Source organism: Microbacterium sp. Kw_RZR3, from assembly GCF_029222405.1.
In the GTDB taxonomy this organism is placed as follows: Bacteria; Actinomycetota; Actinomycetes; order Actinomycetales; family Microbacteriaceae; genus Microbacterium.
In genome coordinates, this window is record NZ_JARHXC010000217.1 from 1 (window position 1) to 26,974 (window position 26,974).

A 26,974-nucleotide genomic window follows, 5' to 3' on the forward strand; every position below is an offset into this window, starting at 1 on the left:
GCGCGAACTGCAGGTCGAGCTCGATGGTGACGTCCTTGCCGACGAGGACGCCGCCGGTCTCGAGAGCGGCGTTCCAGGTGAGGCCGAAGTCTTCACGGTTGATGACCGTCTTGGCGGTCGCACCGGCCTTGTAGTTGCCCCACGGGTCGGTGCCGAAGCCGCCGAAGTCGATGGAGAAGGTGGCGGGCTTGCTGACGCCGCGGATGGTCAGCTCACCGTCGACGAGGAAGTCGCCGTCCTCGACGCGGACGCCGGTGGAGCGGAAGTCCATGGTCGGGTAGGTCTCGGTGTCGAAGAACTCGGCCGAACGGAGGTGCTGGTCGCGGCCCTCGTCCTTGGTGTCGACCGAGGTGACGTCGACGGACGCCTCGACGGTGGCCTCGAGCGGGTTCTCGGGGGCGACGAGCGTGGCGCTCTTCATGCCGAAGGTGCCGCGCACCTTGGAGATCATCATGTGACGCACGGTGAAGGTCACCTCGCTGTGCGAGGGGTCGAGCACCCAGGTGCCCGCCTTGTAACCGGGGATGTCGAGGGTCGTTGCGTCGGTCATGTCACTCCTAAAGGTCTGGGGAGCCGAATCGGCGTCCTGCGGGGAGGAAACTCCCATTCACACGAATGTATTCCACGATCGTGAAAAAAGACGAACCCGAGGGTGCCGCAGCCCCCTCGGGTTCGTGAACATCGGATGTCGTCAGCCGACCTTGAGCAGGTCGATGATGAAGATCAGGGTCTTGCCGCCGAGGAAGTGGCCACCGGCGGGGCCGTAGGCCAGGTGCGGCGGGATCACGAGTTCGCGGCGTCCGCCGACCTTCATGCCCGGGATGCCGTCCTGCCAGCCCTGGATCAGGCCACGGAGCGGGAACTGGATGCTCTCGCCGCGTCCCCACGAGGAGTCGAACTCCTCGCCCGACTCGTACTCGACACCGGCGTAGTGCACGGTGACGGTGTCGCCGGGCTTGGCCTCGTCACCGTCGCCGACGATGATGTCGCGGATGACGAGGTCGGAGGGGGCGGGGCCGCTGGGAGCGTCGAACTCCGGCTTGGTGCGATCAGTCATGGGTCCATCCAAGCACGCCCGGCCCCTTCGAAAAGCCCCTGGACAAAGACTCAGCGCCCGGTGCCGCGGCGATGCCTGCGTGTCTCCCGGGCGCTGAGTTGGCCTACATCGATGGTGCTCCCGCGTCGCCGCGCTGTCAAGACCCCGGTGCGGCGGACGCCGGCGCGGGGCACAGGAAGCAGCAACGGGTCACCCCGCCTCACGGCGCGAGCAACGCCGCGCGTGCCGCCGTCGTCCGCTCCAGCAGCTGACGCTCGGTCGCCACCGCGTGCGGATCCCGGCCCGAGAGCGCGCGCTGTCGCGCGGCCGCGAGGGCGGTGGCATCCACGATGAAGCTGTTCATGATGCCGGAGCGGTCGCCGCGCAGCGTGCGCGCCCAGGCCACCGCCGAGCGGCGTCCGGGGGCGGTGGCGAGCATCTCGACCTCTTGCGGGGTGAACCACCCGGCGTCGGCGTATTCGCCGAGGCGGGCGCGGGTGAGCCGGGACTCCTCGCGGCGGAGCAGCAGGATGCCGACGATGAACGCCACGAACAACGGCACCTGCAGCGTCGCGTACACCTCGAAGAAGTTGAAGAACGTGGCCGATCCGTTCCACACCGCGTGCAGCACGATCGCCCCGATCAGTCCGGGAACGGCGTAGCTCAGCGCCTGGCCCGTCCGCAGCGACCGCCGCGCCGCCAGCCCGAAGGCGAAGCCGGTGAGGCTGGTGAACATGACGTGAGCGAACGGCGACAGGACCGCGCGGAGGAAGAACGTCGTCGCGACCTCCCCCGGACCCCCCTCGAGGTATCCGATCGCGAAGTACTGCACGTTCTCGGTCAGCGCGAATCCTGCGCCGATGAGGGCGCCGTACACGATCCCGTCGACGGGCCCGTCGAAGAAGCGACGCGCGAAAGCGTAGAGGAGCAGCACGCCGAGACCCTTGGCGACCTCTTCGACGATCGGCGCCTGAACGACCGAGCTCACGGCATCCGGCAGTCCTCCCGTGACCACGGTCACCAGGAGGTCGACGCCCAGCGCGATCGCCACCGAAGCCACCGCGCCCCACGCGGCCGCAAAGATCAGCAGGCGGCGCGGCTCGGGTTCCCACCGGTCGATGTAGCGCACCACGAACCAGACGACGACGAACGGGATGGCCGCCAGCACGAGCCCGGTGAAGGATGCCGCGAGCCCGAGGAACCGCGTGAAGTACAGCACCAGCAACGCCAGCACCGGAACGAGCAGCGCCGCGACGATCCACAGCGCCACTCCCCCTCCGCGCAGCCGGGGCGGAGCGGCCGAGACGGCGACGGGCGGGGTCGTCGAGATGCGGGCCGGCTGCCCGGGAGAGGGCTGAGAGAGCGGCGAGGGGTAGCTCATGCGACACAGCCTAGGGGCCGTCCGGAGACTCGATTCGAGGGTTGTGGAACCGGTCGACGCGGGGCGCCCGGTAGCGTGGAGGCATGCGTTTCGCCCACGTCCGTTCCCCGGAAGGGGCGGAGTCCCCTCGACTGGTCAGCGTCTACGCCGAAGAGTTCTCCTTCGTCGACGAGTTCTTCGACGGTGCGCCCCGCACTCTCGAGCAGCTCATCGTCGGCGGCGACGAGCTCCTCGAGCGGGTTCGGGATGCCGCGCCCTCCGCGCCACGGCATCCGCTGTCCGGTGTCGCCTTCGCGTCGGCGGTGCTCGCTCCCCCGTCGATCCTCGCGGTCGGCTTGAACTACGCCGCGCACTCGGGCGAACTGGGCTTGAAGACCGACGCCGGTCCGACCGTGTTCGTCCTGTGGCCGAACTCGCTCACCGCGCACGAGGCGACGACGTCGTGGCCCCGCGCGCTCAGCGAGGCGGTCGACTACGAGGCCGAGCTCGGCGTCATCATCGGCCGCCCGGGCCGAGACGTCGCCGAGGCCGACGCCCTCGAGCATGTCTGGGGCTACACAGTGGTCAACGACATCACGGCGCGCAACATCCAGTTCTCGGAAGCCCAGTGGTCGCGCTGCAAGTCGTTCGACGGCTTCACCCCGACGGGTCCGTTCGTCGTGACGGCCGACGAGATCCCCGACCCGCAGGACCTGCACATCTGGACCGTCGTCGACGGGCACACGGTTCAGGATGCCAGCACCGGCCAGATGGTGCGGTCGGTCGCGACGCTCATCCACAAGTTGTCCGAGTCGGCGACTCTCCTGCCCGGAACCCTCATCTCGACGGGAAGTCCCGGAGGCGCGGGCTACTCGCGCGACCCGCAGATCTTCCTCCGCGACCGCTCGACCGTCACCGTCGGCATCGACGGGATCGGTGAGCTGACGACGCACTGCCGCATCCTGGACTGACGGCACGACACGCGAGAGGGGCGGGGCCGAGCGGTCCCGCCCCTCTCGCGTTCGCTCACTCCTCGACGACGCTGTCCGCGGCGCGCTGAACCGGGATGGCCTGCGTGATCGGGTGCAGGCCCGACAGCCGCGCGGGCGACAATTGCTTGGTGACCTCTTCGCGAGACATGAGCCCCGCCTCGACGACGAGGTCGGCGACGTTGCGGTGCGTGAGCAGGGCCGTCTTCGCGAGCGCCGCAGCCGCCGCGTAGCCGATGAACGGCGTGAGGGCGGTGACGACGCCGACCGAGGAACCGACCATCGCACCCAGACGCTCGCGGTTCGCCGTGATTCCGTCGACGCAGTTGACGCGGAGCGTCCACATCGCCTGGCGCATCCAGGTGATCGACTGGTAGATCGAGTGCGCGATGACCGGCTCGAAGGCGTTGAGCTGCAGCTGGCCACCCTCGACCGCCATCGTCACGGTCATGTCGGCGCCGACCACAGAGAACGCGACCTGGTTGACGACCTCGGGGATGACGGGGTTCACCTTGCCGGGCATGATGCTCGAACCCGCTTGGCGCGGCGGGAGGTTGATCTCGCCCAGGCCCGCCTGCGGACCGCTCGAGAGCAGGCGCAGGTCGTTGCAGATCTTCGAGAGCTTGATCGCGTTGCGCTTCAGCGACGACGAGAACGACATGAAGGCGCCCGTGTCGCTCGTCGACTCGACGAGGTCGGTCGCCGTCTCGAGGTCGAGACCCGTGATCTCGCGCAGGTGCCGCAGCACGGCCTTGCCGTATCCCGCGTGCGCGGTGATGCCCGTGCCGATGGCCGTGGCGCCCATGTTGATCTCGTACAGCAGGTACGCGTTCTCGGTGAGCCGGCTGTAGTCCTCGCCGAGCGTGGTGGCGAAGCCGTGGAACTCCTGCCCCAGCGTCATGGGCACGGCATCCTGCAGCTGCGTACGGCCGACCTTGAGGACGTCGTGGAACTCGTCGGCCTTGACGAGGAACGACTGACGCAGCAGCGCCAGCTCTTCGAGAAGGCTCTTCAGCGTGAGGGCGAGCCCGATCTTGATCGCGGTCGGGTAGACGTCGTTCGTCGACTGACTGCGGTTGGTGTCGTCGATCGGCGAGAGGAACGCGTAATCGCCCTTCTCGCGCCCCGCCATCTCGAGCGCGATGTTGGTGATGACCTCGTTCGCGTTCATGTTGGTCGAGGTGCCGGCGCCGCCCTGGATGACGCCCACCGCGAACTCGTCGTGGAACTCGCCGTCGATCACTCGCTGCGCGGCGCGGTCGATGAGGTCGGCCTTCGCCGGGTCGAGCACGCCGATCTCGCGGTTGGCGCGGGCCGAGGCCTGCTTGACCATGGCGAGGGCGCGCACGAGGTCCGGATACACCGAGATCGGTCGCTTGGCGATCGGGAAGTTCTCCAGCGCGCGGGCGGTGTGGATGCCCCAATACGCGTCGAGGGGGATCTCGAGCGTTCCCAGGGAGTCGGTCTCGGTGCGGGTACGCGTCTTTGCGTCCAGAGTCATGTGTCGTCCTTGTGGGGTCACGTGAAAGGGGATGCCACGAGCCTAACCACCGGAACCACGAGCACCCCTGGACGCGACGGCCTGTCGGCATCCTCGGACCGTCCGCGGTGTCGGTTGCGGGCGCTGCGCTCGGACATGGCGGGCGAAGCGGTCGGCTCGGTGGGCAGCGGCGGCCGGGCGCGGCGCTCGGCATCGGCGGGCGCGCCGGCGGTGTGGCGGCCGGCGCGGCGCGGAACGGTGACCGGCACCGCCCTCAGCGCTTGCGCGAGAAGGCCTCGAGCCGCCCCTCGGGGGTGAGGGCAGCCATCTCCTCGACCCACGCGGGCGTGAAGTAGCCCGAGGTGTCGGCGTCGACCACCGGGACGACGGCGTGGGTGATCGTGTCGTCCCAGACGTGCACGAGGTGGAAGGACTGGCCGGCATCCATGCCGTTGACCTCGTCGGCCGGGCGGGCGAGATCCATCGTGTAGCAGGACGCGGCCGCGACACTCACGGGCACGCCCGCGAACGTTCCCGACGTCGAGTAGTGCAGGTGCCCGGCGAGGATCGTACGGACGTCGCTGCCCGCGATCGCCGCCGCGAGTCGGGGTTGGTCGCGGAGCTCCAGGATGTCGAAGAAGGGGATGTGCGTCGGGAGCGGCGGGTGGTGCAGGGCGAGGATCGTGCCGAGGGGTGCGGGGGTCGCGAGCTCGCCGCGCAACCACTCCAGCTGCTCGGCGTCGAGGTCGCCGTGGTGCCAGCCCGGCACGGTCGAGTCCAGCGCGATGATACGGAGTCCGTCGAGGTCCCACACGCCGGTCACGGGCTCGAGCGACGGCTCTCCGTCGAGGAGACCGGCGCGCAGCGCGGGGCGTTCATCGTGGTTTCCCGCGACCCAGACGACCGGCGCTCCGAGACGCTCGGCCCACGGCTCGACCGCCGCGCGCAGCGCCCGGTACGCCTCCGGCTCGCCGAGGTCGGTGAGGTCACCCGTGAACACGACGGCGTCGGGACGGACGCCGGTGGCCTCGGCGGCATCCAGTGTCCGTCGGAGGTTCGCGGCGGTGTCGTACCGCTCGCCGAGCAGGCGATCGCCGCCCAGCAGATGGGTGTCGCTGAGGTGGAGGATCACACGCCGCGCGGGCGCGTGCTGACCGAACTGCACGGATGCCATGGGCTCAGCCTAGAAGAGGCCTCCGACACGCGACCCGCGAGCGCACCGTCAGTGGTTGAAGAGGATCAGCAGCAGGGCGCCGAGGACGGCCGCCGCGCACACCCCGAAACACAGGTACGCACCGACGAGAGCGATGCGCTTCTGCCCGTCGCTGAGCGGATTGCGCGCCGCCGCCTTGGCCGCCGCCTTCTCGGCGCGGCGCCGCTGCTTGTCGGTGAGCACGGTGATGGCATCCGTGAACTCGACCGGCGCGACCAGGGGCGGGCGCCCGCCGCGCACGAGCAGGCGCAGCCCGAGGGCGTAGAAGGTCACCACGATCGAGGCGCCGATGATGGCGGCGACGAAGACGTGGAGGAAGGCTTCCCAGTCGATGGTCACGCGTCGTCCTTCCCGGAGCGCTCGAGACGGCGTTGGCGACGCGTCGGGCCGGGCTTGCGCGGCACCTTGACGGCGGCTCCCGAGTCGGCGACCTCGCTCATCGCGTTGGCCGAGGTGACCGAGTCGCGGCGCGAGCGGAGGAAGAGGCCGAGGATGATCGCGACGGCGATCACCGCATCGACCGCGACACCCCAGCCGCCCAGCCACACCACGATGAGCGCGGCCGCGGCGCCCACGGCACCCGCGGCGGGGAGCGTCAGGACCCAGCCGATCATGATGCGGCCGACGGTGTTCCAGCGCACCGTCGATCCGCGGCGCCCGAGGCCCGAGCCGATGACCGAGCCGGACGCGACCTGCGTGGTCGAGAGGGCGAAGCCGAGAGCACTGGATGCCAGGATGGTCGCCGCCGTCGACGTCTCGGCCGAGAAGCCCTGGGCCGGCTTGACGTCGGTCAGCCCCTTACCGAGGGTGCGGATGATGCGCCAGCCGCCCATGTACGTGCCGAGGGCGATCGTGATGGCGCACGCGAACACGACCCAGATGTGCGGATCGGGATCGGATGCCGACTGCCACCCCACGGTGATGAGCGCGAGCGTGATCACACCCATCGTCTTCTGCGCGTCGTTGGTGCCGTGCGCGAGCGCCACGAGCGATGAGGTGAAGATCTGGCCCCAGCGGAAGCCGTCGCGACCGTCGGCCTTCGTGTCGTACCGCCGGGTGACGCCGTAGGCGATCTTCGTGACCGTGAAGGCGATGATGCCCGCCGTCAACGGCGCGATGAGGGCGGGGAGGATGACCTTGCTGAGCACGACGCCGGTGTCGATGGCCGAGACGCCGACGCCCACGAGGGTCGCGCCGATGAGACCGCCGAACAGCGCGTGCGAGGAGCTGGAGGGAAGCCCCAGCAGCCACGTCAGCATGTTCCACGTGATCGCACCGATGAGGCCCGCGAAGATGATCGGCGGGAAGATCTCGGGCGAGAGCTGATCCTCGCGGATCATGCCCCCGGAGATGGTCTTGGCCACCTCGGTCGACAGGAAAGCGCCGACCAGATTCAGACAGGCCGCGAGGAGCACGGCGACCTTCGGCTTCAATGCACCGGTGGCGATGGGCGTGGCCATCGCGTTCGCGGTGTCGTGGAATCCGTTGGTGAAATCGAAGAACAGTGCCAGGCCGATGACCAGCACGATGACGAGGGCTGCGCTCTCCACCGTTCGCTTTCCGTGAGGAGGAAGAAGGGATGCCGACGGGATCGGCGCGACGAACGAAGAGTTCACCTGGAGTTCGACACCCGTTCACCGAGGTCGCGTGGAAATCATGTCACCGGCGACCACGACGGTCAAACCGGGCGGCCCGAGGCCGCGGCATCCGCAGGTTCTTCCCGGCTGGGGAACGCCCAGGCGGAGTGTCGGCGCGGCCGACTACCGTAAAGGGGTGACCGATATCGACGTTTCGTCCGTTCCGCCCGTCGCCGCCCGTCGTCCCGTCCCCCGCTCGCACCATGGTGACACGTTCGACGATCCCTACGAATGGCTGCGCGCGAAGGACGACGCCGAGGTCGTGGCGCACCTCGAGGCCGAGAACGCCTACACCGACGCGCGCACCGCGCACCTGGCATCCCTCCGCGACGAGATCTTCGGCGAGATCAAGGGACGCACGCTCGAGAACGACCTGTCCGTCCCCGTTCGTCGCGGCGACTGGTGGTACTACGGACGCACGGTGGCCGGTGCCCAGTACGGCATCCAGTGCCGCGCTCCCCTGACCGCGCCCGACGACTGGACCCCGCCGCAGCTCTCGCCCGACGAACCCGTCGCCGGCGAGCAGGTCCTCTTCGACGGCAACGTCGAGGCCGAGGGCACCGACTTCTTCTCGCTCGGCAGCTTCGAGATCTCGAACGACGGCACGCGCATGCTCTACGGCATCGACGTCGCCGGCGACGAACGGTACACCGTGCGTGTGCGCGACCTGATCACGGGCGAGACGCTCCCCGACGAGATCCCCGGCACGTTCTCGGGGGCGACGTTCTCTCCCGACGGCCGCTTCATCGTGTACACCACCGTCGACGACGCATGGCGCCCCGACACCGTCTGGCTGCACGAGATCGGTACGGCGGTGGATGCCGACGAGAAGCTGTTCCACGAGCCCGATGAGCGCTACTGGGTCGGGGCCGACTTCACGCGCAGCGACCGCTATCTCGTGATCGGCGTGGGTTCCTCGATCACGTCGGAGGACCGTCTGATCGACGCCGACGACCTGCGCGGCGAGGCCCGCATCGTCTGGCCCCGGCGCGAGGGCGTCGAGTACTCCGTCGATCACGCGGTCGTCGACGGCGAGGACGTGTTGTACATCCTCCATAACGACGGAGCGCTCGATTTCGAGCTCGTCCGGGTCCCGGCATCCGATCCCCAGGGTCCGCGCGAGACGGTGGTCCCGCATCGCGTGGGCCAGCGCCTGCTCGGCGTCGACACCTTCCGCGACTGGGGCATCATCGCGTACCGGCGCGACGGGCTCGCCCGCCTCGGCATGCTCTCATACGCCGACGGAGCCGTCGACGAGATCGCATTCGACGAGCCGCTCTACAGCGTCGGAAGCGGGGGCAACCCCGAGTGGGCGCCGCCCGTCCTGCGGCTGGGCTACGGCTCGTTCGTGACCCCCGGCACCGTGTACGACTACGTGGTCGCGACCGGCGAACTGCTCCTGCGCAAGCGTCAGCCCGTCCTCGGCGGCTTCGACCCCGCCGACTATGGCCAGGCGCGCGTCTGGGCACCGGCCGACGACGGCACGCGAGTGCCCGTGTCGCTCGTCTGGAAGCGGTCGTTCGGCGAGCCCGGCTCGACCCCGCGACCTGTCCACCTCTACGGGTACGGCTCGTACGAGCACTCGATCGAGCCCGGATTCTCGGTGCCGCGCCTGTCGCTGCTGGACCGCGGCGTCATCTTCGCGGTCGCGCACGTGCGCGGCGGCGGCGAGATGGGGCGCCAGTGGTACGAGGACGGCAAGCTCCTCGCCAAGCGCAACACGTTCACCGACTTCGTCGCGGCCGGGCGGCACCTCGTCGCTGAGGGCTACACGACCCCTGATCGCATCGTCGCAGAGGGCGGCAGCGCCGGGGGCCTGCTCATGGGCGCGGTCGCGAACCTCGCTCCGGAGCTCTTCGCGGGAATCCTCGCGGACGTGCCGTTCGTCGACGCGCTGACGACGATCCTCGACCCCTCGCTCCCCCTCACCGTCATCGAGTGGGACGAATGGGGCGACCCGCTGCACGATGCCGACGTCTACGCGTACATGAAGTCGTACTCGCCGTACGAGAACGTGCGCGAGGGCGTGGAGTACCCGCGCATCCTCGCGGTCACGTCGTTGAACGACACCCGTGTGCTCTACGTCGAGCCGGCCAAGTGGGTGCAACGTCTGCGCGAAGTCGGCGCCGATGCCCTGCTGAAGTGCGAGATGGTCGCCGGTCACGGCGGCGTCAGCGGTCGCTACAACGCCTGGCGCGAGCGCGCGTTCGAGCTCGCGTGGCTGCTGGACGTGCTGGGGCTTGCCGAGTAGGCGGGGCGGCCGCTGCGATCGCGGGCGGCGGCTGCGTGTCCCACTTTGTGCAGATCTGGAGCCTCCTTCCCGCACAAGGTGGGACATGGTTTTGACAGTGCGCTCAGCGTGTCCCCTTTTGTGCAGATACGGAGCCTCCTTTCTGCACAAAGTGGGACACGAGCCGTCGGAACTGCTGTTCCTCCCCCGCGCGGCGATAGAAGAGATCATCCACGGATAACGCGATCGGGTGAGCAACGGCACGCGCAACACCGCCATGCTCGGCGGATGGTCGACGAACCTCGAATCTTCTCCGTTCGGGATGCCGTGGCCTCGGGCCGCTCCCGCTTCGCGCTGCGTCACGTCGGTGTCAGGGCGCCGTACAGTGGCGTCCGCTCATCCGCTGCACCGCCCGCAGTGGACGACCTCGAGGCACGCGCGGCGGAGTACGTCCCTCTGCTCCGGAGCGGGCAGTTCTTCAGCCACGAGACCGCGCTGGGGCTGCTTGGCGTGCCGCTTCCGCCTTTCCCTTTCGTCCCCGGCATCCACGTGTCGGCTCATCGTCCAGTTCGCGAGCCCCGCGTGAACGGCATCCTCGGACACCGTCTGCAGGCACGGGATGCCGCGACGCTCCTGACGCGGCGTGGCTGGCCGGTCGAGCATCCCGTGCGTGCGTGGCGGCAATGCGGGACGCTGTGGAGAATCGACGACCTCGTCGCAGCCGCGGATTTCCTCCTCACGGACGCCGTGCCACGAATCGAGGCGGACGAACTCGCCGCTGAGATCGCGCGCATGGGCGACACGCGGAAGCTCCTCCTCACGCGGGCCCTCAGCCTCAGTCGCTTCGGTCCGCGCTCCGCCTCTGAGACACGGCTACGGTTGCTGCTGATCCGTCACTCTCTCCCGGAACCCGAGATCTCCGTGGTTCTCCGTGATGCGAGCGGGACCTTCGTCGCCGAGCTCGATCTCGCGTATCCCTCGTGGAGGGTGGCCGTCGAGTACGACGGGCGCGTCCATGCCGAGGACATGCGCCAGTTCGCTCGGGACGCCGACCGCTGGGATGCCATTCGGGAGTGCGGTTGGGAGCACGTCCGCATCCTGTTCCACCACACGCGAGGAGATGGCGCAGTGGCGGTCCGAAAGGTGCGCGGGGCGCTCCGGCGTGCGGGCTGGCAGCCCTGACGCGAATCGTGTCCCACTTCGTGCAGAAAGTCGCGCCGGAACCGGCACAAAGTGGGACATGCCCGGCGCGAGGAAGGCATCGGCACTCCCCAGGCGAGGGCGATGTCCCACTTTGTGCAGAAATCTGCTGCCGGATCAGCACAAAGTGGGACACGCGCAGGCAGTGAGGTCGCAAGGGCGGCGGGGCCGGACGCGCCAACGGCGACGCCCCGCCCCGCGCCAAGCGGGACGGGGCGTCGAAGCGAAAGGCTCAGCCGAACAGCGCCGCGGCCTCTTCGTATCGGTACAGGGGAACGCTGTTGAGCTCACCCAGCGCGTCGGCGAACGGCACGCGAACGATGTCGGTGCCGCGCATCGCGACCATCTGGCCCCAAGCGCCCTCGTGCAGGGCATCGGCGGCGTGCAGGCCGAGACGCGTCGCGAGCACGCGGTCGAACGCCGAGGGCGAGCCGCCGCGCTGGATGTGTCCGAGGACCGTCGCGCGGGTCTCGATTCCGGTGAGACGCTCGATCTCGGGGGCGAGCAGCTCGCCGATGCCGCCGAGGCGGGGACGGTTGAAGGCGTCGAGGCCCTTGTCGCTGAAGGCCTCGTCCATACCCTTGAGCTTGAAGCCCTCCGACACGACGACGAGGGGCGCGCGGCCGCGATCGTGCGCGCGGGTGACCTGCTCGACGATCTCTTCGATCGACATCGGAACCTCGGGGATGCAGATCACGTGGGCGCCCGCCGCGATACCGGCGTGCAGCGCGATCCAGCCGACGTGACGCCCCATGACCTCGGCCACCATGCACCGCTGGTGCGAGTCGCCCGTGGTGCGGAGGCGGTCCATGGCATCCGTCGCGATGTTCACGGCCGTGTCGAAGCCGAACGAATAGTCGGTGGCGCGAAGGTCGTTGTCGATCGTCTTGGGAACACCCAGCACGTTGATGCCGTCCTTCGACAGACGGTCGGCCGCGGCGAGGGTCCCCTCGCCACCGATGGCCAGGATGCCGTCGAGCCGGTGCCCGTACATCGTCTTGGAGATGTTCTCGGCACCGCCGCGCACGCCCTCGTAGGGGTTCGTGCGGCTGGTGCCGAGGATCGTGCCGCCGACCTTCGACAGACCCTTCACCTCGTGGCGGGTCAGCGGGAAGAAGTCGCCGTCGACCACGCCTCGCCATCCGTCACGGATGCCGACGAACTCGATGTCGTAGTTGGTCGTGCCCTTCAGCACGACGCCACGGATGACCGCGTTGAGACCGGGGCAGTCGCCGCCGCTGGTCAGGATGCCGATCTTCATGGGCAGAGTCCTCTGGTGCTGTGGTTCGGGTGGAGGGAGGCGCCATTGCCGTCTTCGACCCTATCGCCGCGGGCGGGAACGGTGCCACACGGCGACCCGGATGCCGACACCCCGGCCCGACCGCCCTGTTCGAGCCGGCACGCGGCCACCGTCACGCGCGGTTCCAGCTGTCACCGTCGCGAACCCACTCCTGCTCGGGTGCCGACTGTTCGACTGGTGAGAACCAGAAGGTCTCGTCGGGTCCCCACCCGGCCACGGTGCTCGCACCGAGGTCGCCGAGGCCGACGACCCGACCGGCCGTGGCGAGGTACCCGCTCACGCTCAGGTGCACCCCCGCGGCTTCACCGGCGACGGCCGCCCAGTCGGGCTGCACCCACATGCCTTCGCGCCCCGTCGTCCACCCCCACACATTGCGTCGGCTCGCGGTGACCGGGAACGGATGCCGCCGACACAGCGCCGCCCACGCTTCGGGGCCGTCGATCTCGATGACCTCGCCGTCCGGTGCGGCGAGAGGTCGAACGCGTGCGGAGGTCCACCCCCAGGAGTCTTCGACGAGCGTGAGGCCGACCGGCCCCGCCGTGCCGCGCACACGCGTGGAGCGCGGAAGGGCGAACGCGGGGGTCGACCACCACGAGCCGGAGAGACGGACGTCGTCAATCTGTCGGGCGAAGGACACCTCTTCTTCGACCTGCTCGCTTCGCCACCGGGCCGAGAGCTCTTCGGGGGCCTCCATCGACGCGGGAGAGTTCTCCCAGCGCACCATCGCCTGCGTGTCCCGCTCGACCCCGCTCCCCCACCACGAGGTTCCGGGAGCTCCGGCGACCGCCGCGGCGACACGCTCGAGCACGGGCCGCAGGTCCTCGGTCGCGGCCAGGACGTCCTCACCGGAGGGCGGCTGCCAGTACGCGGCGTGGTCCACAGCGAGAGACAGGGCCGTGAAGAGGAGCGCGTCGGTGAGCTCGGGGATCGCGACCCGTGCCAGCGCGGCGGCGGCCTCGGCGGGCGACACCTCGGGTTCGGTGAACGACGAGGCGTCTCCGGCGATCGCGACGACCGTCCCCGGATTCTCGTCGAGGGCCTGCGCGGCCCACGACACGGCCCAGGCCGCATCGCGTGCCTCCGGCCCGTCGGGGGCGAGCCGCAAGACTTCTAGACACAGCCGGCGTCCGCGTGGTCCCGCGAGCAGGGTGTCGGCGCTGAGGGTCATCTGCCGACCTTAGCGAGGGCGTCGGACATCGAACGGACTCGCGCCCGAGCGCAGCGGGGCAATGGCGGCGCGATGGCGGCCACGCCGAATGCGCGGATGCCCCGGGGCCGAAGCCCCGGGGCGTCCGTCGAAGCGGGCTCAGGCCGCGCCGAGCGCCTGACGCAGCAGGTGCATGAGGGCCGAGAGCTGCACCGAGTCGCTGGAGCCGGGCTCGATCGCCTGGCCGTCGAGGGCTCGCGCCGCGAGCCCCTCCTTCGAATCGATGAGCTCGGCGATCTTCGTGTCGATCGTGTGCGCGGCGATGATGCGCCACGCGGTGACGGGCTCCTCCTGGCCGATGCGATGCACGCGATCGATGGCCTGCGTCTGCTCGGCGGCGGTCCACGACAGCTCCGCGAGCACGACGTTCGAGGCGGCCTGCATGTTCAGGCCGACGCCCGCGGCGGTCAGCGAGCACACCGCGATCCCGACGTCGGGGTCGCTGTTGAACGCGTCGATCGCAGCCTGGCGCGCGGTCGAGGTCTGCTCGCCCCGCACCGACACCGCCTTCAGCCCGGATGCCTTGAAGTGGGCCTCCGCGGCATCCATCACGTCGATGTGCTTGGCGAAGAACACGACCTTGCCGACCGAGCGCTGCAGCTGCACGGCGTAGTCGGCCGCGAGGTGCGCCTTGGCCTGACCGATGCGGCGGACCATCGTGAACACGTTCTCGCTGCCCGAGCCGGCGGCCTTGCTCTCTTCGAGCTCGCCGTGCGCCACGAGACGGACGATGTCGTCGTCGATCTCGCCGGGGGCGAGGCCGCGGTCGCCACGCGCCTCGAGGATACGGCGGTACTTCGCCGCGAGGCGGGCGCCGAGTTCGCGCTCGGCCTGCCGGATCGAACGGCCGTACTCGTCGTCGAGCTCGACGGGGAGGTCGGCGACGAGCTTGTCGGGCAGATCGGCGGCGACGTCCTTCTTCTTCCGCCGGACGATGCCCATCGAGATGACGGCCTCGCGCGCCTCGGGGTAGAACGCCTTGTCGGCGGGGGTCAGGCCCGTGGCATCCAGTTTCTCCATCAGCTCGGGACCGGGCTTCTCGCCGTTGGTCCACCCGAGGAAGCGCCAGATCGCGTCGAAGTCCTCGACGTCGTTGATCAGCGGGGTGCCGGTGAGGGCCAGCATGAGCGGGTCGCGGGTCTGCTGACGGACACGGGATGCCAGAGCCAGCACGTTCTGCGAACGCTGCGACGTGAGGTTCTTGATGAAGTGCGCCTCGTCGACGACGACGCCCTTGAGACCGATCGACGACAGCCACGACAGGTGCCGGTCGAGGATCTCGTAGTTGACGATGAAGACATCGGCGAAGGCGTCGATGTCGGCACCGCCGCCCGAGATCACCGTGGCGCGGCGCTGCGGCGTCCAGCGCTGCACCTCCCGCGCCCAGTTCATCTTCACGACGTTGGGCACGACGACCAGCAGCGGGTACGCGTCGGCGACCGAGGCCGCGAGCACCGACTCGGCGGTCTTGCCGAGGCCCGGCTCGTCGGCGAGCAGGAAGGAACGGTGCCCCAGGCGCACGGCCTCGAGGAAGCGCGACTGGTGCGGCATGACCTCGAGCCCGCGGGGAGAGACGCGATCGAACTCGGGGACGGGCGGGAGGTCCATACTGGCGGCCGACCCACCGGCGCCCGTCTCGAACGCCTTGTAGAGCGGGCCCATGAGCTCCCACCCGTCGAGGCGGCGGCGCGGGGCGTCACCGGTCGAGCGCGGGGTGAGGTCGGGCGCGAGGAAGGGGTTCGCCATCTGCCGCGCCTCGATGGACGGCGGGATGACCTGCTTCTCGGCGAGGGCCGCGGGCACGACGGGCGCCACCTGGGGAGCGGTGTCGGTGATGATCAGCTCGTCGGGCGGCAGCTCTGCGCCGGACTCGAGCAGCCAATCCCGGCGCATGCGTCGAGCGACGGGCGAGGTGGCCACATCGACTTCGAGCAACTGGATGAGCGAGGTGTCGCGCGCGGCGGTCTTCGCGAGGATCGTCGCGACCCCGTCGAGGCGCTTGAGCAGCTCGGCGCGCGCGGCGTCGGTGATCTCGGTGTCGGCCTTCACGCGCGCGCGTTCCTCGCGGACGAGGAAGGCGATCACCTGGAACTTCACCCGGTTGGTCGGGCCGAGCTTGCCCCGTTGGGCCTTGGCCTCGACCTCGCGCACCTTGCGCGCCAGGATCGGGATGACGGGGGCTTCGTCGTCGCGTCGCGAGGACGTGGTCTTCCTGCGCCGCTGGCTCGAGCCTCGGGACGCGGTTGCCGTGGTCGGCATGCTCCTCCTGAGCGTGTCGTCCGGACACCTGTCCGGGACGTTCCGGCGCGAGGCCGGCGGATCGGTGACCCCGGGGAACGTCGCTCGGCACGCCGCCTGAGCGGCGGTACCGGCGACCCGCGACGCGTCTACACCGGAACGGCTCGCGAGACAGCGGGTGACGGGGTCGCCAACATTCTAGCGCGCGCAGAGCCGGAACGCGTGAGCTGAACCGGTCGCGGCGTGGTTCGGGGCGCGTTCTGCCGTCCGGGGCGCGAAATACAACGCCCCAAACGTCGGAACGCGCCCCAAACCGGACAGCAGACCCGCCGCGACGCCTGCTCAGGACGCCCGACGCAGACGCAGGCTGTTCAGCACGACGAACACGCTCGAGAACGCCATCGCGGCACCCGCGATCATCGGGTTCAGCAGTCCCAGGGCGGCGAGCGGCAGCGCCGCGACGTTGTACGCGAACGCCCAGAACAGGTTGCCGCGGATGATCCGCATCGTGCGCCGGCTCAACGCCACCGCGGTGACGATGCCCCGTGGATCGTCGCGCATCAGCGCGATGTCGCTCGCGTGGAGCGCGGCGTCCGTTCCCCCGCCCATGGCGATCCCGAGATCCGCGGATGCCAGGGCGGCGGCGTCGTTGACCCCGTCACCCACCATGGCGACGGTGCGCCCCTCGGCCCGCAGAGCAGCGATCTCGTCGACCTTGCCCTCGGGGAGGACCCCCGCGCGGACTCGCTCGATGCCGAGCTCCGCCGCGACGGACCGCGCGATGCGCGCGTTGTCACCCGTCAGCAGAACGGGTTCGAGACCCATCTCGCGCAGGCGGGCGACGGCCTCGGCGCTCTCCGCGCGCACGGTGTCGGCGATCTCGATCACGGCGCGGGCCTGGAGGGCGCCGTCGGCTTCCGCCCACCCCACGACCACGACCGTGCCGCGCTCCTCGGCGGCGTCGACCGCCGTCTCCAGCTCGGGGGTCAGCAACCCTCCACGTTCGACGATCCAGGCGGGACGCCCCGCGAACACGCGGACTCCGTCCACTGTGCCGATCACCCCGCGTCCGGCGATCGCCTCGAGATCGGTCGCGGTCCGCCCCTCCCCCGCGGCGGCGACGATCGCCGCGGCCACCGGGTGCTCCGAGCCGCGTTCGACGGCGGCTGCGCGAGCGATCGCGTCCGTGGCATCCTCCCCCTCCGCGGGGACGACGTTCGCGACGCTCATGCGGCCGCTCGTCAGGGTACCGGTCTTGTCGAGCACGATCGTGTCGATGCGCTCGGCGGACTCGAGGGCTTCGGGTCCGGTGACGAGGACGCCCAGCTGCGCTCCCCGCCCGGTGCCGACGAGGATCGCGATGGGCGTGGCGAGACCCAGCGCGCACGGGCAGGCGATGATGAGCACGGCCACCGCAGCGGTGAAGCCGGCGGCGAGCGGTTGCCCCGCGAGGATCCAGGCGACGAGAGTCAGCACGGCGAGCACGATGACGACCGGCACGAAGATGCCCGAGATGCGGTCGGCCAGCCGCTGCACGCGACTCTTTCCAAGCTGCGCGTCCTCGACGAGTCGCGCGATGCGGGCGAGCCGCGTCTCTTCGCCGACCCCGGTCGCCCGGACGGTGAGTCGGCCACCGGCGGTGATCGTCCCGCCGGTCACCGTGGATCCCGCGGCCGCCTCGACCGGCAGGGACTCACCGGTGAGCATGCTCTCGTCGACCGAGGCCCGCCCGTCGACGACCACACCGTCGGTGGCGATCACGGCACCCGGACGCACGACGAACACGTCGCCCACGCTGAGCTCGTCCACCGGGATGCGGCGGCCGTCCGCGAGTTCGGCCTCGCGCGCGCCGAGGTCGAGGAGCGCGCGCAGCGCCGCGCCCGCCCGCCGGGTCGAGCGCTGCTCGATGAAGCGACCGAGTAGCAGGAGCACCGTCACCGCCGCGGCGACCTCGAAGTAGACCACCGCGCTGGCGTCGTGCACGGGCCCGAAGAGCATGACCTCGTGACGGATGCCGATCCGCCCGGCGTTTCCGAAGACGAGCGCCCAGACGCTCCACAGGTAGGCCGCGAAGGTCCCGAGCGTGATGAGGGTGTCCATCGTCGCGGCACCGTGGCGGGCGTTGCGGAGGGTCGCACGGTGGAACGGCCACCCGCCCCACAGCACCACGGGCGTGGTCAACGCGAGCGAGACCCACTGCCAGCCGGGGAACTGCCACGCCGGCACCATGCCCAGCGCGACCACCGGGATAGCCATCGCCGCCGACGCGAGCAGACGCGTCCGCAGCGGTGTGGACCCGGGCGCGTCGGAGGTGTCGTGGACGTGGCCCCCGTGATCGGAGCCGTGGTCGTGGGCGCCGTGGTCGTGCGCGCCGTGGTCGTGGACGGGACCAGCGCCGTCGGCGCCGTGGGCATCGTGCGGGAGCGCACCGGTGCCGTGGTCGGGTGCATCGAGGCTCTGCGCCGTCACGGCGTCGATCTCTCCGCCGGGCGCGGGCACCGGAACGGATGCCACGGGCTCGCCGGTCGCTCGGGAGGCGGCCCGCGTCCGCACGGTGGCGTCGTACCCCGCGGCACGCACGGCCTCGACGAGCGCCGTGGTGTCGAGCCCGGCCGGGTACTGCACCCGCGCCGTCTCCGTCGCGAGATTGACCGCCGCTCGCACTCCCTCGACGCGTCCGAGACGCTTCTCGACCCGCGCAACGCAGCTCGCACAGGTCATGCCCTCGATGTCGAGCACCGCCTCCGCGACATCGGCGCCCGACGTCGTGGCATCCCTCGATCCGTCCATGGTTCCTCCCGGGGTTCTCCCCCACAGAACAGGATACCCCCTGGGGGTATTCCAGGATCGGGACGAAAATCGGACGCTCCCGCGGCGCACGACCCTACGCTGGACGGATGAGCGACACGATGACGAAGCAGCAACGGGTCGTGCTGACGATCGCGGTGCTCGCGTCGTTCGTGTCGTTCCTCGACGGCACCGTCGTCAATGTCGCCCTGCCCGCTATCGCTCGCGACCTCGGCGGTGGGCTGAGCACCCAGCAATGGGTCGTGGACGCGTACCTCGTGACCCTCGGCGCGTTCATCCTGGTCGCGGGCTCGCTGAGCGACGTCCTGGGACGGGTGGTCGTCCTGCGGATCGGCCTGATCGGATTCGGGATCACCTCCGTCGCGATCGCAGCCGCACCGACCGCCGAGTTCCTCATCGTCGCGCGCGCCCTGCAGGGGGTCGCCGGCGCTCTCCTCGTGCCGAGCTCTCTCGCGCTGATCACCTCGACGTTCCGCGGCACCGCGCAGGCCCGGGCGATCGGCATCTGGACCGGTGCCACCACGATCGCGATGCTCGCAGGTCCGCTCGTGGGGGGCCTCTTCGTCGACACGCTGTCGTGGCGATTGGCGTTCCTCGTGAACGTGCTGCCGATCGCGGTCACGCTGTGGTTGCTGCTTCGCCTCGGTCACGCCGACCACCGGCGCCCAGACGCACGCGTCGACATCCTCGGCGCGGTGCTCTGCGCCGCCGGCCTGGGCGGGATCGTCTTCGCGCTCATCGAACAGCCGAACCTCGGGTGGTCCTCCCCCGTGATCTGGATGCCGGGCGCCCTCGGCGTCCTCTCGTTCGCGGGGTTCCTCGTGCGCCAGCGCTTCGCTCGGCAACCGATGATGCCGCTGGGCCTGTTCCGCTCCCGCAACTTCTGGGCCGGTAATCTCGCCACCGTCTTCGTCTACGCCGCCCTCTCGCTCAACGGCTTCGTCGTCAGCGTCTACCTGCAGCAGGGAGCGGGGCTGCCCGCGACGCTCGCCGGTCTCGCGTCCCTCCCGAGCACGGTGCTGATGATCCTGCTGAGCTCGCGGATGGGCGCCCTCGCCGGCAGGTACGGCCCGCGTCTGTTCATGGCCTTCGGGCCGCTCGTGATGGCGGCGGGAGCGCTCCTGCTGCTGAACGTGCGCACGGACTTCGACTACTGGACGCAGGTGCTTCCGGGCATCGTCGTGTTCGGTCTCGGCCTCACGGCGACCGTGTCACCGCTCACCGCCGCCGTGCTCGGCGCGATCGAAACCGAGCGGTCCGGCATCGCCTCCGCGGTGAACAACGCCGTGTCCCGCGTCGCGGGACTGCTCGCGATCGCGGCGGTCTCGGCCGTCGTCGGCGGCTCGCTCGATCTGGACGGATTCCACCGGGCCGCGGTGTTCACCGCCGTGCTGATGCTGCTCGGTGCTGCGGCGTCGTTCCTCGGCATCCGGAATCACCTGTCGCGTCGCGACTGACGCCCGCGCGGCCCGTCAGGGCGCGGCGCGTCAGCGCAGAATCGCCCGCGTGCGCTCCACGTCGTCGGCCATCTGCACCAGCAGAGCGTCGATGCCGTCGAACGCGACCATCCCGCGAACGCGCTCCACGAAGCGCACCTCGACGTGATGGCCGTAGAGGTCGAGGCCTGTCTCGTCGAGGACGTACGCCTCGACCTGGCGCGCATGCACGTCGTCGAAGGTGGGATTGGTGCCGACGCTGATGGCGGCGGGATAGCTGATGCGGCGTCCGCCCTCGACGTCGACGAGCCACCCGGCGTAGACGCCGTCGGCGGGGACGAACCCCTCGAGGTCGGGTGAGAGGTTCGCCGTCGGGTAGCCGAGTTCGCGTCCGCGCTTGAGCCCGTGCACGACCTCGCCCCAGACGGAGGGGGCGCGGCCGAGCAGGCGCGCGGCCGTCGTGACGTCACCCGCCGAGAGGGCCTCACGAATCCACGTCGACGACACGCGCCGATCGGCGTGCACCGCGCGCACATCGTCGACCACGTCGACGCGGAAGCCGTGCTCCGCGCCCATGCGGGTCAGGAGGTCGGGGTCGCCCGCACCGCCCGCGCCGAAGCGGAAGTCGCGCCCGACGAGCACCGTCCGTGCCTGCAGGGCGTCGACGATCACGCGGCGCGCGAACTCCTCGGCGGGGATCGCGGCGAGGGCTTCGTCGAAGGTCAGCAGGAGCGTGGCATCCACTCCGGCCCGGTCGAGCAGATCGAGCTTCTGGTGCGGGCCGATCACGTCCGGCGGGCAGCGGTCGGGCCGAAGCACGCTGAGCGGATTGCGGTCGAACGTCACCGCGACGACCTTCGCGCCGTCGGAGGCGTCGACGCGGGCGCGGTCGATCACCGCGCGGTGACCGGTGTGCACGCCGTCGAACTTGCCGATCGCGACGACCGACGGTCCGAAATCCGCGGGGACCTCGGCCGCTACGCGGAAGACGATCACGACGCCGTCCGGCGGTGGCGCATCAGCCACCAGAGCCCGAGGAAGGGCAGGACGAGCGGAATGAAGAGGTATCCGTAGCCGTAGACCGACCACACGGTCGGATGCTGGAACAGCGCGGGGTCGACGAGGCTCAGCGTGCCCACGACGAGCACGCCGACGAGTTCGAAGCCGATCGCGATCCACGCCACGCGGTACCACGCCGGCCGCGCCGAGAAGATGAGCGCGAGCGTCGCGAGGATGTACACGACCGCCGCAAGGGCCGACAGTGAGTACGCCAGCGGGGCGTCATCGAACTCGCGCACGATCTGTACGAAAGAACGGCCGGTGGCGGCGAGCGCCATGATGCCGTAGACGACGACGAGGACACGGCCGATGCCGGTCATCCCCCGGGTGCGGGTGGGAGTGGTGGATGCCATGACTCGACGATTCTAGTTGGCCCGCGCGGTCCGCGCCCGGCGGGGCCCCGACGACGCATGTCGAACCTCACGAACGATGGCTTCGACGAGCTCGGCCACCTTCGCCCCAGGTCCCTGAGCCTGTCGAGCCCCAGGTCCCTGAGCCTGTCGAGCCCCAGGTCCCTGAGCCTGTCGAGCCCCAGGTCCCTGAGCCTGTCGAAGGGACCGATACCGGCGTGCAGCCTCGGGCCGCGGCATCCGGAGTCCTCAGGCTACCTGCACCGTCCAGATCACGTGCATGCGCCAGACCATCACGGCGACGGCGAGGGCGGCGACCCCCATGATCACGGTGCTCCACCGGCTGCGTTCGATGAGCGCCCACGCGGCGCCCGCAACCGGCACGAGGGCGGCCGAGACGAGGTACGTCCAGAACTCGAGCAGGCTGCCGGAGGGTGGGTTCCCCGCGAACGGCGCGACGATCGCGACCACGATCTGCACGATGAGCAGCAGTTCGATGAGAGCGAGCGAGCCGACGGTGACGTCTCCCGGGCGGCGGCCGATGAGCCCCGCGACGACCGCGACGATCCCGGCGAGGACGGCGATGCCCACCTGCGCGAGCGTGAACCACAGGATCATCGGGCGACCTCCTCGGGCATGTTCATGACGCTCTTCAGCTGCGCGCCCCGCTTCTCCACGATGCCGACGAGTCGCCCGTCGGGGTCGATCGCGGCGGCCACGGCCCCCGTCAGGCGACCACCCCCGTCGATGCGCTTACCGTGACGCAGGTCGCGGGCCTCGTCTTCGCCGACGGCGATCGCGCCCACGACGACCGAGGCGGCCGTGGCCGGGTTGACGAGCCGCTCCTCGGCGATGTCGTCGACGGATGCCGCGGCGGCGACGTCGAACGCGCCGATGCGCGTGCGGCGCAACATGGTGAGGTGCCCACCCACGCCGAGGGCTCGGCCGAGGTCGCGGGCGAGAGCGCGGATGTAGGTGCCGCTCGTGCAATCGACGACGACATCGAGTTCGACGACCCCCTCGCCCCGGCGAAGGGCACGGACGTCGAAGCGCGACACGGTCACGCGACGCGCCTTCAGCTCGACCTCCTCCCCCGCGCGGGCGAGGTCGTAGGCACGGCGCCCCGCCACCTTGATCGCCGACACGGTGCTCGGCACCTGCTCGATGTCGCCGGTGAGGTCGGCGATGCCCGCGGCGATGGCGTCGTCGGTGACGGCCGTGGCGTCCGTCCGTGACGTCTCGACCCCGTCGGCGTCGTCGCTGTCGGTCGAGACGCCCAGCAGGATCGTCGCCTCGTACGTCTTGTCGGCGCCGACGATGTAGGTCAGCAGGCGCGTCGCGCCCTCGACGCCGAGCACGAGCAGCCCCGTCGCCATAGGGTCGAGGGTGCCGGCGTGCCCGATCTTGCGGGTCCCGAGCGCGCGTCGGGCGCGCGACACGACGTCATGGCTGGTGATGCCCCCGGGCTTGTCGACCAGGAGGATGCCGGGACGCACCATCAGCAGAAGTCCCCGAAGACCTGCACGGGGTGCGCGGGGTCGGAGTTCTCGACGATCGCCGAAGCGGCCGCCTTCGGCCGCGCGGTCGCGAGGTAGCGCTTCTCGGCGTCGGGGAGCTCGGGGCGCGGCGAGCCGATCGGCGGATTGCTCTCGAGCCAGACCGAGTAGTTCCACAGTCCCCGGCGCTCGGGCGCGTGGAGGAAACGTCCGTCGACCACGAGGACGGCGTCGCCCTCGCCCGCGCGGAAGGGCGCGACGATTCTCTCGCGGACGTCGGGCTCGGAGTCCCCGACGCTCGCGCGCTCGACGGGTGTGCCGTCTTCGCCGAGCACCGCGGCGAACCCGTTGGCGAAAGCCCGCGTCCGGTGGGCATCCAGTCCGTCGACGGCCACCACGACGCGGCCCGCGCGGGCGTTCTGCCGCATCAGGTCGCGCAGGCTCCGCTGCAGAGTCTGGACGGGGTTCTCGGGCGACGACATGCTCCCAGCCTATGTTCGCTCGGAGTGCCCCACCCGCATCGCTCCCGGTGGCGTCGAGACCTTCTGCCCCTCGCGGGGAGACCGGGTCCCTGCAGCTCCACCGAACCCCGTGCCCGCGCGAGTCACATCCGGGTCGGATCCTGTCGCGGCAGGTAGGCCACGCACTCGACACCGGCGGGCCCAGGCTGGATGAGGAGGTCGGAGACCAGGTCGAGTTCTCGCTCGTCCACGGTGAGGCGCCACACGGCGGTCACGAGCAGCGTCGCCTGCCCGACGGTTCGGGTGCTCCAGTCGAGGAGAACCGGGGCGGCACCGGGAAGCGCGTCGGTCCGTGCGGCGACCGCCGCGGAGAACAGGGCCCGGGGAACGAGCGCCGTACCGGTGGGGGTGGCGACCAGGAGCGGATCCGTGATCAGCTCGTCCACGCGGTCCATGGAGGTCCAACGAGCGAGAAACGTCGCGACAGCAGGTTCGGTAACGATGTTCGTATCCACTTCAACTAATTACACCCTCCCGCGTCCGTCGACACCGAGGCTCGCCGCGACGGCGCAGGATCGCCCCTGGCGCGCTCCCACGAACGGATCGAGACCCCTGCGGCCGTCGCGGGCCGACGGGCGTCGCGGCGAACGGGTTCCCTCGTAGGCTGGACGGATGCCAGGACTCGCCGCCCCGCTCATCGCGTGGTACCGCGACGCGGCGCGCGACCTCCCCTGGCGCCGCGAAGGGTTCGGCGCGTGGGGCACCCTCGTCAGCGAGTTCATGCTGCAGCAGACACCGGTGAATCGCGTCATCCCGCACCTCGAGGCGTGGCTCGAACGGTGGCCCACGCCGTCCGATCTCGCTGCCTCCCCGCCCGCGGAAGCGGTGACCCGATGGGCGAATCTCGGCTACCCCCGGCGCGCGCTGTGGCTGCACCGCGCGGCCGTCGAGATCCGCGACCGCCACGACGGCGTCGTCCCGCGGGACGTCGACGCCCTCCTCGCGCTGACCGGCATCGGCGACTACACCGCGCGCGCTGTCGCGGTCTTCGCGTACGGGGATCGGCATCCGGTCGTCGACACCAACACCCGGCGCGTGCTCGCCCGCGCCGTCGAAGGTCACGCGCAACCGGGCCCGCCGCACCGGCGCGATCTCGAACGAATGGATGCCGAACTCCCCGCCGACATCGTGGAAGCGGCGGTCGTGAACGCCGCCGCCATGGAGCTCGGAGCAATCGTCTGCACGGCCCGGTCGCCGAAGTGCGATGTCTGCCCGCTGGCCACGCAGTGCGCGTGGCGCGCGGCCGGCTACCCCGCGTCCGAGGACCGCCGCCGTAAGCAACCCACCTACGAGGGCAGCGACCGGCAGGCGCGCGGAGCGGTGCTCAAGACCCTGCGGGAGGCGGCGCCGACTCCCGTGCCTCTGTTCGCGGTGCTGCCTGACTGGCCCGACGTGTCCCAGCGCGACCGCGCGATCGACTCTCTGATCTCGGACGGTCTCGTCGAGGCCGAGGACGACCTGCTCCACCTGCCGCGCTGACGTCCCGCCGCTCCCCGCCCGGCGTCCGGCCACAGCCGCGGGGGCGGGGCCGCAGCCGCGCTGTACCGTCGCGCGGAGTCCGTCGCCGACACGCCGTGACCGGGCCCTGCCCCGCGGCGTGTCGTCCCCCGACTCCGCCTGACGGCCCGGCCCGGCACGGCCCGGCCCGGCCCGGCACGGCCCGGCCCGGCCCGGCCCGGCCCGGCGACTCAGGATGCCGTCGACGAGACCCCCGCGGTCGCCCGCCCACGGTCGGGTCCGAGCTCGGCCGCCAGGCGCGCGGGACGGAACTGCCCGAGCACCACCAGCACGGCGATGACGACCGCGAAGACACCCCACATGACCATGCCGAGGGGCGACATCACCATCAACGGGGGCGTGGGCGCGCCCCCGGCGAGGAAGAGCGCGACCATTCCCGCCGAGGCGTTGAAGGCCCCGTGCGCGAACACCGCCGGCCACACCGAGGCGGTGCGCAGACGCGTCCACCCGAGCAGGATCCCGAACAACACGCAGCCGACGATCATCAGCAGCACGCCCAGCGCGTTCGGCTCGGCGAAGTTGTAGCCGAGCAGAATCAGCGGCGCGTGCCACAGTCCCCAGAACGCGCCCGAGATGAGAAGCGCGGGCCAGGTTCCGAGCGGGCGCAGGGCGGGCAGCAGCCAGCCGCGCCAGCCGAGTTCTTCGCCGAAGGCCAGCGGGGCATTGAACAGCGCCCCGAGCGGGATGGTCGCCAGCTGCACCACGACGAGAACGCCCATGGGCGGAAGGGGCGTCCCGGCGGGGACGGCAGCCTGGAGGGTTTGCGCGAACCCCGAGAACCCCACGAGATCGAGACGCAGGATGCCGGTCACCGACATCACGAAGAGCCCGAGCGCCACGAGGACGGGAGCGGCGAAGATGACCGCGACGCACGTCCAGATCGTCCGTGCGGCGGGACGCAGCGGCCACATCCCGAGTTCGCGCAGGACGACGCGCGCGCCTCTGCGCCCGCGCGTGCGCCGCTGCACGAGGAGGGCCGCGAGCGAGGCCAGCGCGGGAGTGAACATCATCGCCGCCGCGACCAGCCCGAAGAAGGGGTCGTGAAGCCCCCGCCCTCCCAACCAGAGGGGAAGGGCGACCAGCCAGGACAGAACCAGCGAGGTCACCGCGAACACGGCGATCGCCGGCCAATCGGGTCGAGTCTGCACGTGCATACCTCGACCGTAGGACGAGGGTTCTCCCGGCACCTCCCCCGTGAGACGGAGGTCAGCCCGGTCGAACGACGACGGCCGGATGCCACCCCCTCGGGGTGTGGGATCCGGCCGTCGTCTCAGCGGGTTCAGGCGCGGTCGCCGCGCTCCTCCTCGCCCTGCTCGTCGTCCTCGTCCTCGTCGTCGTCCTCGAGGCCGTCGTGCTCGCGCGGCTTCACGTACGGATCGGCTTCACCGGCATAGCTGGCGGAAGCCGCGAGACCCGCGACGGACTCGTCACGCTCACGCGCCTCGCGCAGCAGCGCCGAGATGTGGTCGGCGTTCTCGGGGATCGCGTCGAGGATGAACTCGAGCGTCGGGGTGAGTCGCGTGTTGAGGTTCTTCCCCACCTCGCTGCGGAGCATGCCGGTCGCCGACTTCAGCGCCGCCGCGGTGTCGTTGCGGTGCGCCTCGTCGCCCATGACGGTGTAGAACACCGACGCATGCTGGAGGTCGCCCGTGACGCGCACGTCGGTGATCGTCACGAATCCGAGGCGCGGGTCGCGCAGCCCCTTCTCGAGGCGCTCCGCGAGCACCACGCGGATGCGGTCGGCCACACGGGCCTGTCGTTCCCCTGCCACAGCCTTCTCCTTCTTTTCATACCGCCGCGAGTACGAGTGCCCCCGTGGCTCATCGCCGGGCGGGAGTCCCGTCACGGGCAGCCGCACCAGCGTAGGCCGGAGGGGGTGTGCATCTCCACGAGCAT

24 protein-coding genes are annotated in these 26,974 nt (G+C 70.6%); 5 read left to right on the plus strand and 19 right to left on the minus strand.

Going from position 1 to position 26,974, the window contains the following annotated elements; genetic code table 11:
• The 3 genes from P2P98_RS11845 to P2P98_RS11855 all read right to left on the minus strand — a co-directional run.
• On the minus strand, positions 1-550 hold a 550-nt coding region (locus P2P98_RS11845; RefSeq protein ID WP_275800042.1), incomplete at its 3' end, for a YceI family protein.
• A gap of 141 nt (positions 551-691) precedes the next feature.
• A complete protein-coding gene (locus P2P98_RS11850) occupies positions 692-1,057 on the minus strand; it encodes an FKBP-type peptidyl-prolyl cis-trans isomerase (protein WP_013583439.1) in 366 nt (121 codons plus the stop codon).
• 199 nt (positions 1,058-1,256) lie between these two features.
• The gene (locus P2P98_RS11855) at positions 1,257-2,417 is read right to left on the minus strand and encodes a PrsW family intramembrane metalloprotease (protein ID WP_275800045.1); all 1,161 of its coding nucleotides are present in this window, start codon (positions 2,415-2,417) and stop codon (positions 1,257-1,259) included.
• 83 nt (positions 2,418-2,500) lie between these two features.
• Here P2P98_RS11855 and P2P98_RS11860 point away from each other — a divergent pair, with 83 nt between their 5' ends.
• Positions 2,501-3,367, plus strand: a complete 867-nt coding sequence (locus P2P98_RS11860; RefSeq protein ID WP_275800047.1) for a fumarylacetoacetate hydrolase family protein — start codon at positions 2,501-2,503, stop codon at positions 3,365-3,367.
• Positions 3,368-3,422: 55 nt separating this feature from the next.
• Here the strand turns inward: P2P98_RS11860 and P2P98_RS11865 are convergent, their stop codons facing one another.
• The 4 genes from P2P98_RS11865 to P2P98_RS11880 all read right to left on the minus strand — a co-directional run bounded on the left by P2P98_RS11865 (position 3,423) and on the right by P2P98_RS11880 (position 7,628).
• Entirely contained in the window at positions 3,423-4,886 is a 1,464-nt protein-coding gene (locus P2P98_RS11865) for an aspartate ammonia-lyase (protein ID WP_275800048.1), read from the minus strand.
• A gap of 253 nt (positions 4,887-5,139) precedes the next feature.
• Complete coding sequence (locus P2P98_RS11870; RefSeq protein ID WP_275800049.1) at positions 5,140-6,039, minus strand: phosphodiesterase; 900 nt, start codon at positions 6,037-6,039, stop codon at positions 5,140-5,142.
• Between the two features lie 48 nt (positions 6,040-6,087).
• Positions 6,088-6,417 (minus strand): peptidase, encoded by a 330-nt coding sequence (locus P2P98_RS11875; protein ID WP_275800051.1) that lies wholly within the window; start codon positions 6,415-6,417, stop codon positions 6,088-6,090.
• Entirely contained in the window at positions 6,414-7,628 is a 1,215-nt protein-coding gene (locus P2P98_RS11880; protein WP_058597707.1) for an inorganic phosphate transporter, read from the minus strand. Before P2P98_RS11880 ends, P2P98_RS11875 begins: the two co-directional genes overlap by 4 nt.
• Positions 7,629-7,851: 223 nt before the next feature.
• On the opposite strand from P2P98_RS11880, the gene P2P98_RS11885 reads away from it, so the two are divergent.
• Together P2P98_RS11885 and P2P98_RS11890 are read left to right on the plus strand one after the other, a co-directional pair.
• A complete protein-coding gene (locus P2P98_RS11885) occupies positions 7,852-9,966 on the plus strand; it encodes a S9 family peptidase (RefSeq protein WP_275800053.1) in 2,115 nt (704 codons plus the stop codon).
• A 267-nt stretch (positions 9,967-10,233) separates the two neighbouring features.
• Positions 10,234-11,127, plus strand: coding sequence for a hypothetical protein (locus P2P98_RS11890; protein ID WP_275800054.1), 894 nt, complete (start codon positions 10,234-10,236; stop codon positions 11,125-11,127).
• 250 nt (positions 11,128-11,377) lie between these two features.
• Here P2P98_RS11890 and P2P98_RS11895 read toward each other — a convergent pair whose 3' ends face one another.
• From P2P98_RS11895 to P2P98_RS11910, 4 genes are all read right to left on the minus strand, one after another.
• Positions 11,378-12,406 (minus strand): 6-phosphofructokinase, encoded by a 1,029-nt coding sequence (locus P2P98_RS11895; RefSeq protein ID WP_275800055.1) that lies wholly within the window; start codon positions 12,404-12,406, stop codon positions 11,378-11,380.
• A gap of 151 nt (positions 12,407-12,557) precedes the next feature.
• Complete coding sequence (locus P2P98_RS11900; protein WP_275800056.1) at positions 12,558-13,613, minus strand: hypothetical protein; 1,056 nt, start codon at positions 13,611-13,613, stop codon at positions 12,558-12,560.
• 138 nt (positions 13,614-13,751) lie between these two features.
• On the minus strand, positions 13,752-15,911 hold the full coding sequence (locus tag P2P98_RS11905) for a DEAD/DEAH box helicase (protein ID WP_275800058.1): 2,160 nt from the start codon (positions 15,909-15,911) through the stop codon (positions 13,752-13,754).
• A gap of 321 nt (positions 15,912-16,232) precedes the next feature.
• Positions 16,233-18,680: a heavy metal translocating P-type ATPase gene (locus P2P98_RS11910; protein WP_275800059.1), complete on the minus strand. Its 2,448-nt coding sequence runs from the start codon at positions 18,678-18,680 to the stop codon at positions 16,233-16,235.
• 107 nt (positions 18,681-18,787) lie between these two features.
• Here P2P98_RS11910 and P2P98_RS11915 point away from each other — a divergent pair, with 107 nt between their 5' ends.
• On the plus strand, positions 18,788-20,155 hold the full coding sequence (locus tag P2P98_RS11915; RefSeq protein ID WP_275800060.1) for an MFS transporter: 1,368 nt from the start codon (positions 18,788-18,790) through the stop codon (positions 20,153-20,155).
• 30 nt (positions 20,156-20,185) lie between these two features.
• Here P2P98_RS11915 and P2P98_RS11920 read toward each other — a convergent pair whose 3' ends face one another.
• The 6 genes from P2P98_RS11920 to P2P98_RS11945 form a co-directional block, all read right to left on the minus strand.
• On the minus strand, positions 20,186-21,130 hold the full coding sequence (locus tag P2P98_RS11920) for a bifunctional riboflavin kinase/FAD synthetase (RefSeq protein ID WP_275800069.1): 945 nt from the start codon (positions 21,128-21,130) through the stop codon (positions 20,186-20,188).
• Entirely contained in the window at positions 21,127-21,546 is a 420-nt protein-coding gene (locus P2P98_RS11925; protein WP_058597694.1) for a hypothetical protein, read from the minus strand. The genes P2P98_RS11920 and P2P98_RS11925 overlap by 4 nt, the downstream gene beginning before the upstream one ends.
• Positions 21,547-21,792: 246 nt before the next feature.
• Positions 21,793-22,161 carry a hypothetical protein gene (locus P2P98_RS11930; RefSeq protein ID WP_275800061.1) on the minus strand — a complete coding sequence of 123 codons (369 nt, stop codon included), beginning with the start codon at positions 22,159-22,161 and terminating at the stop codon, positions 21,793-21,795.
• On the minus strand, positions 22,158-23,042 hold the full coding sequence (truB, locus tag P2P98_RS11935) for a tRNA pseudouridine(55) synthase TruB (protein WP_275800062.1): 885 nt from the start codon (positions 23,040-23,042) through the stop codon (positions 22,158-22,160). The genes P2P98_RS11930 and truB overlap by 4 nt, the downstream gene beginning before the upstream one ends.
• Positions 23,042-23,521, minus strand: a complete 480-nt coding sequence (locus P2P98_RS11940; RefSeq protein WP_275800063.1) for a hypothetical protein — start codon at positions 23,519-23,521, stop codon at positions 23,042-23,044. The genes truB and P2P98_RS11940 overlap by 1 nt, the downstream gene beginning before the upstream one ends.
• 122 nt (positions 23,522-23,643) lie before the next feature.
• Positions 23,644-23,955: a hypothetical protein gene (locus P2P98_RS11945; RefSeq protein WP_275800065.1), complete on the minus strand. Its 312-nt coding sequence runs from the start codon at positions 23,953-23,955 to the stop codon at positions 23,644-23,646.
• Positions 23,956-24,172: 217 nt separating this feature from the next.
• Between P2P98_RS11945 and P2P98_RS11950 the strand changes: the two genes are divergently transcribed.
• On the plus strand, positions 24,173-25,039 hold the full coding sequence (locus P2P98_RS11950; RefSeq protein ID WP_275800066.1) for an A/G-specific adenine glycosylase: 867 nt from the start codon (positions 24,173-24,175) through the stop codon (positions 25,037-25,039).
• Positions 25,040-25,248: 209 nt separating this feature from the next.
• Here the strand turns inward: P2P98_RS11950 and P2P98_RS11955 are convergent, their stop codons facing one another.
• Together P2P98_RS11955 and rbfA are read right to left on the minus strand one after the other, a co-directional pair.
• Positions 25,249-26,232, minus strand: coding sequence for a CPBP family intramembrane glutamic endopeptidase (locus tag P2P98_RS11955; RefSeq protein WP_275800068.1), 984 nt, complete (start codon positions 26,230-26,232; stop codon positions 25,249-25,251).
• Between the two features lie 125 nt (positions 26,233-26,357).
• A complete protein-coding gene (gene rbfA, locus P2P98_RS11960) occupies positions 26,358-26,849 on the minus strand; it encodes a 30S ribosome-binding factor RbfA (RefSeq protein WP_275800070.1) in 492 nt (163 codons plus the stop codon).
• Positions 26,850-26,974 lie beyond the last annotated feature (125 nt).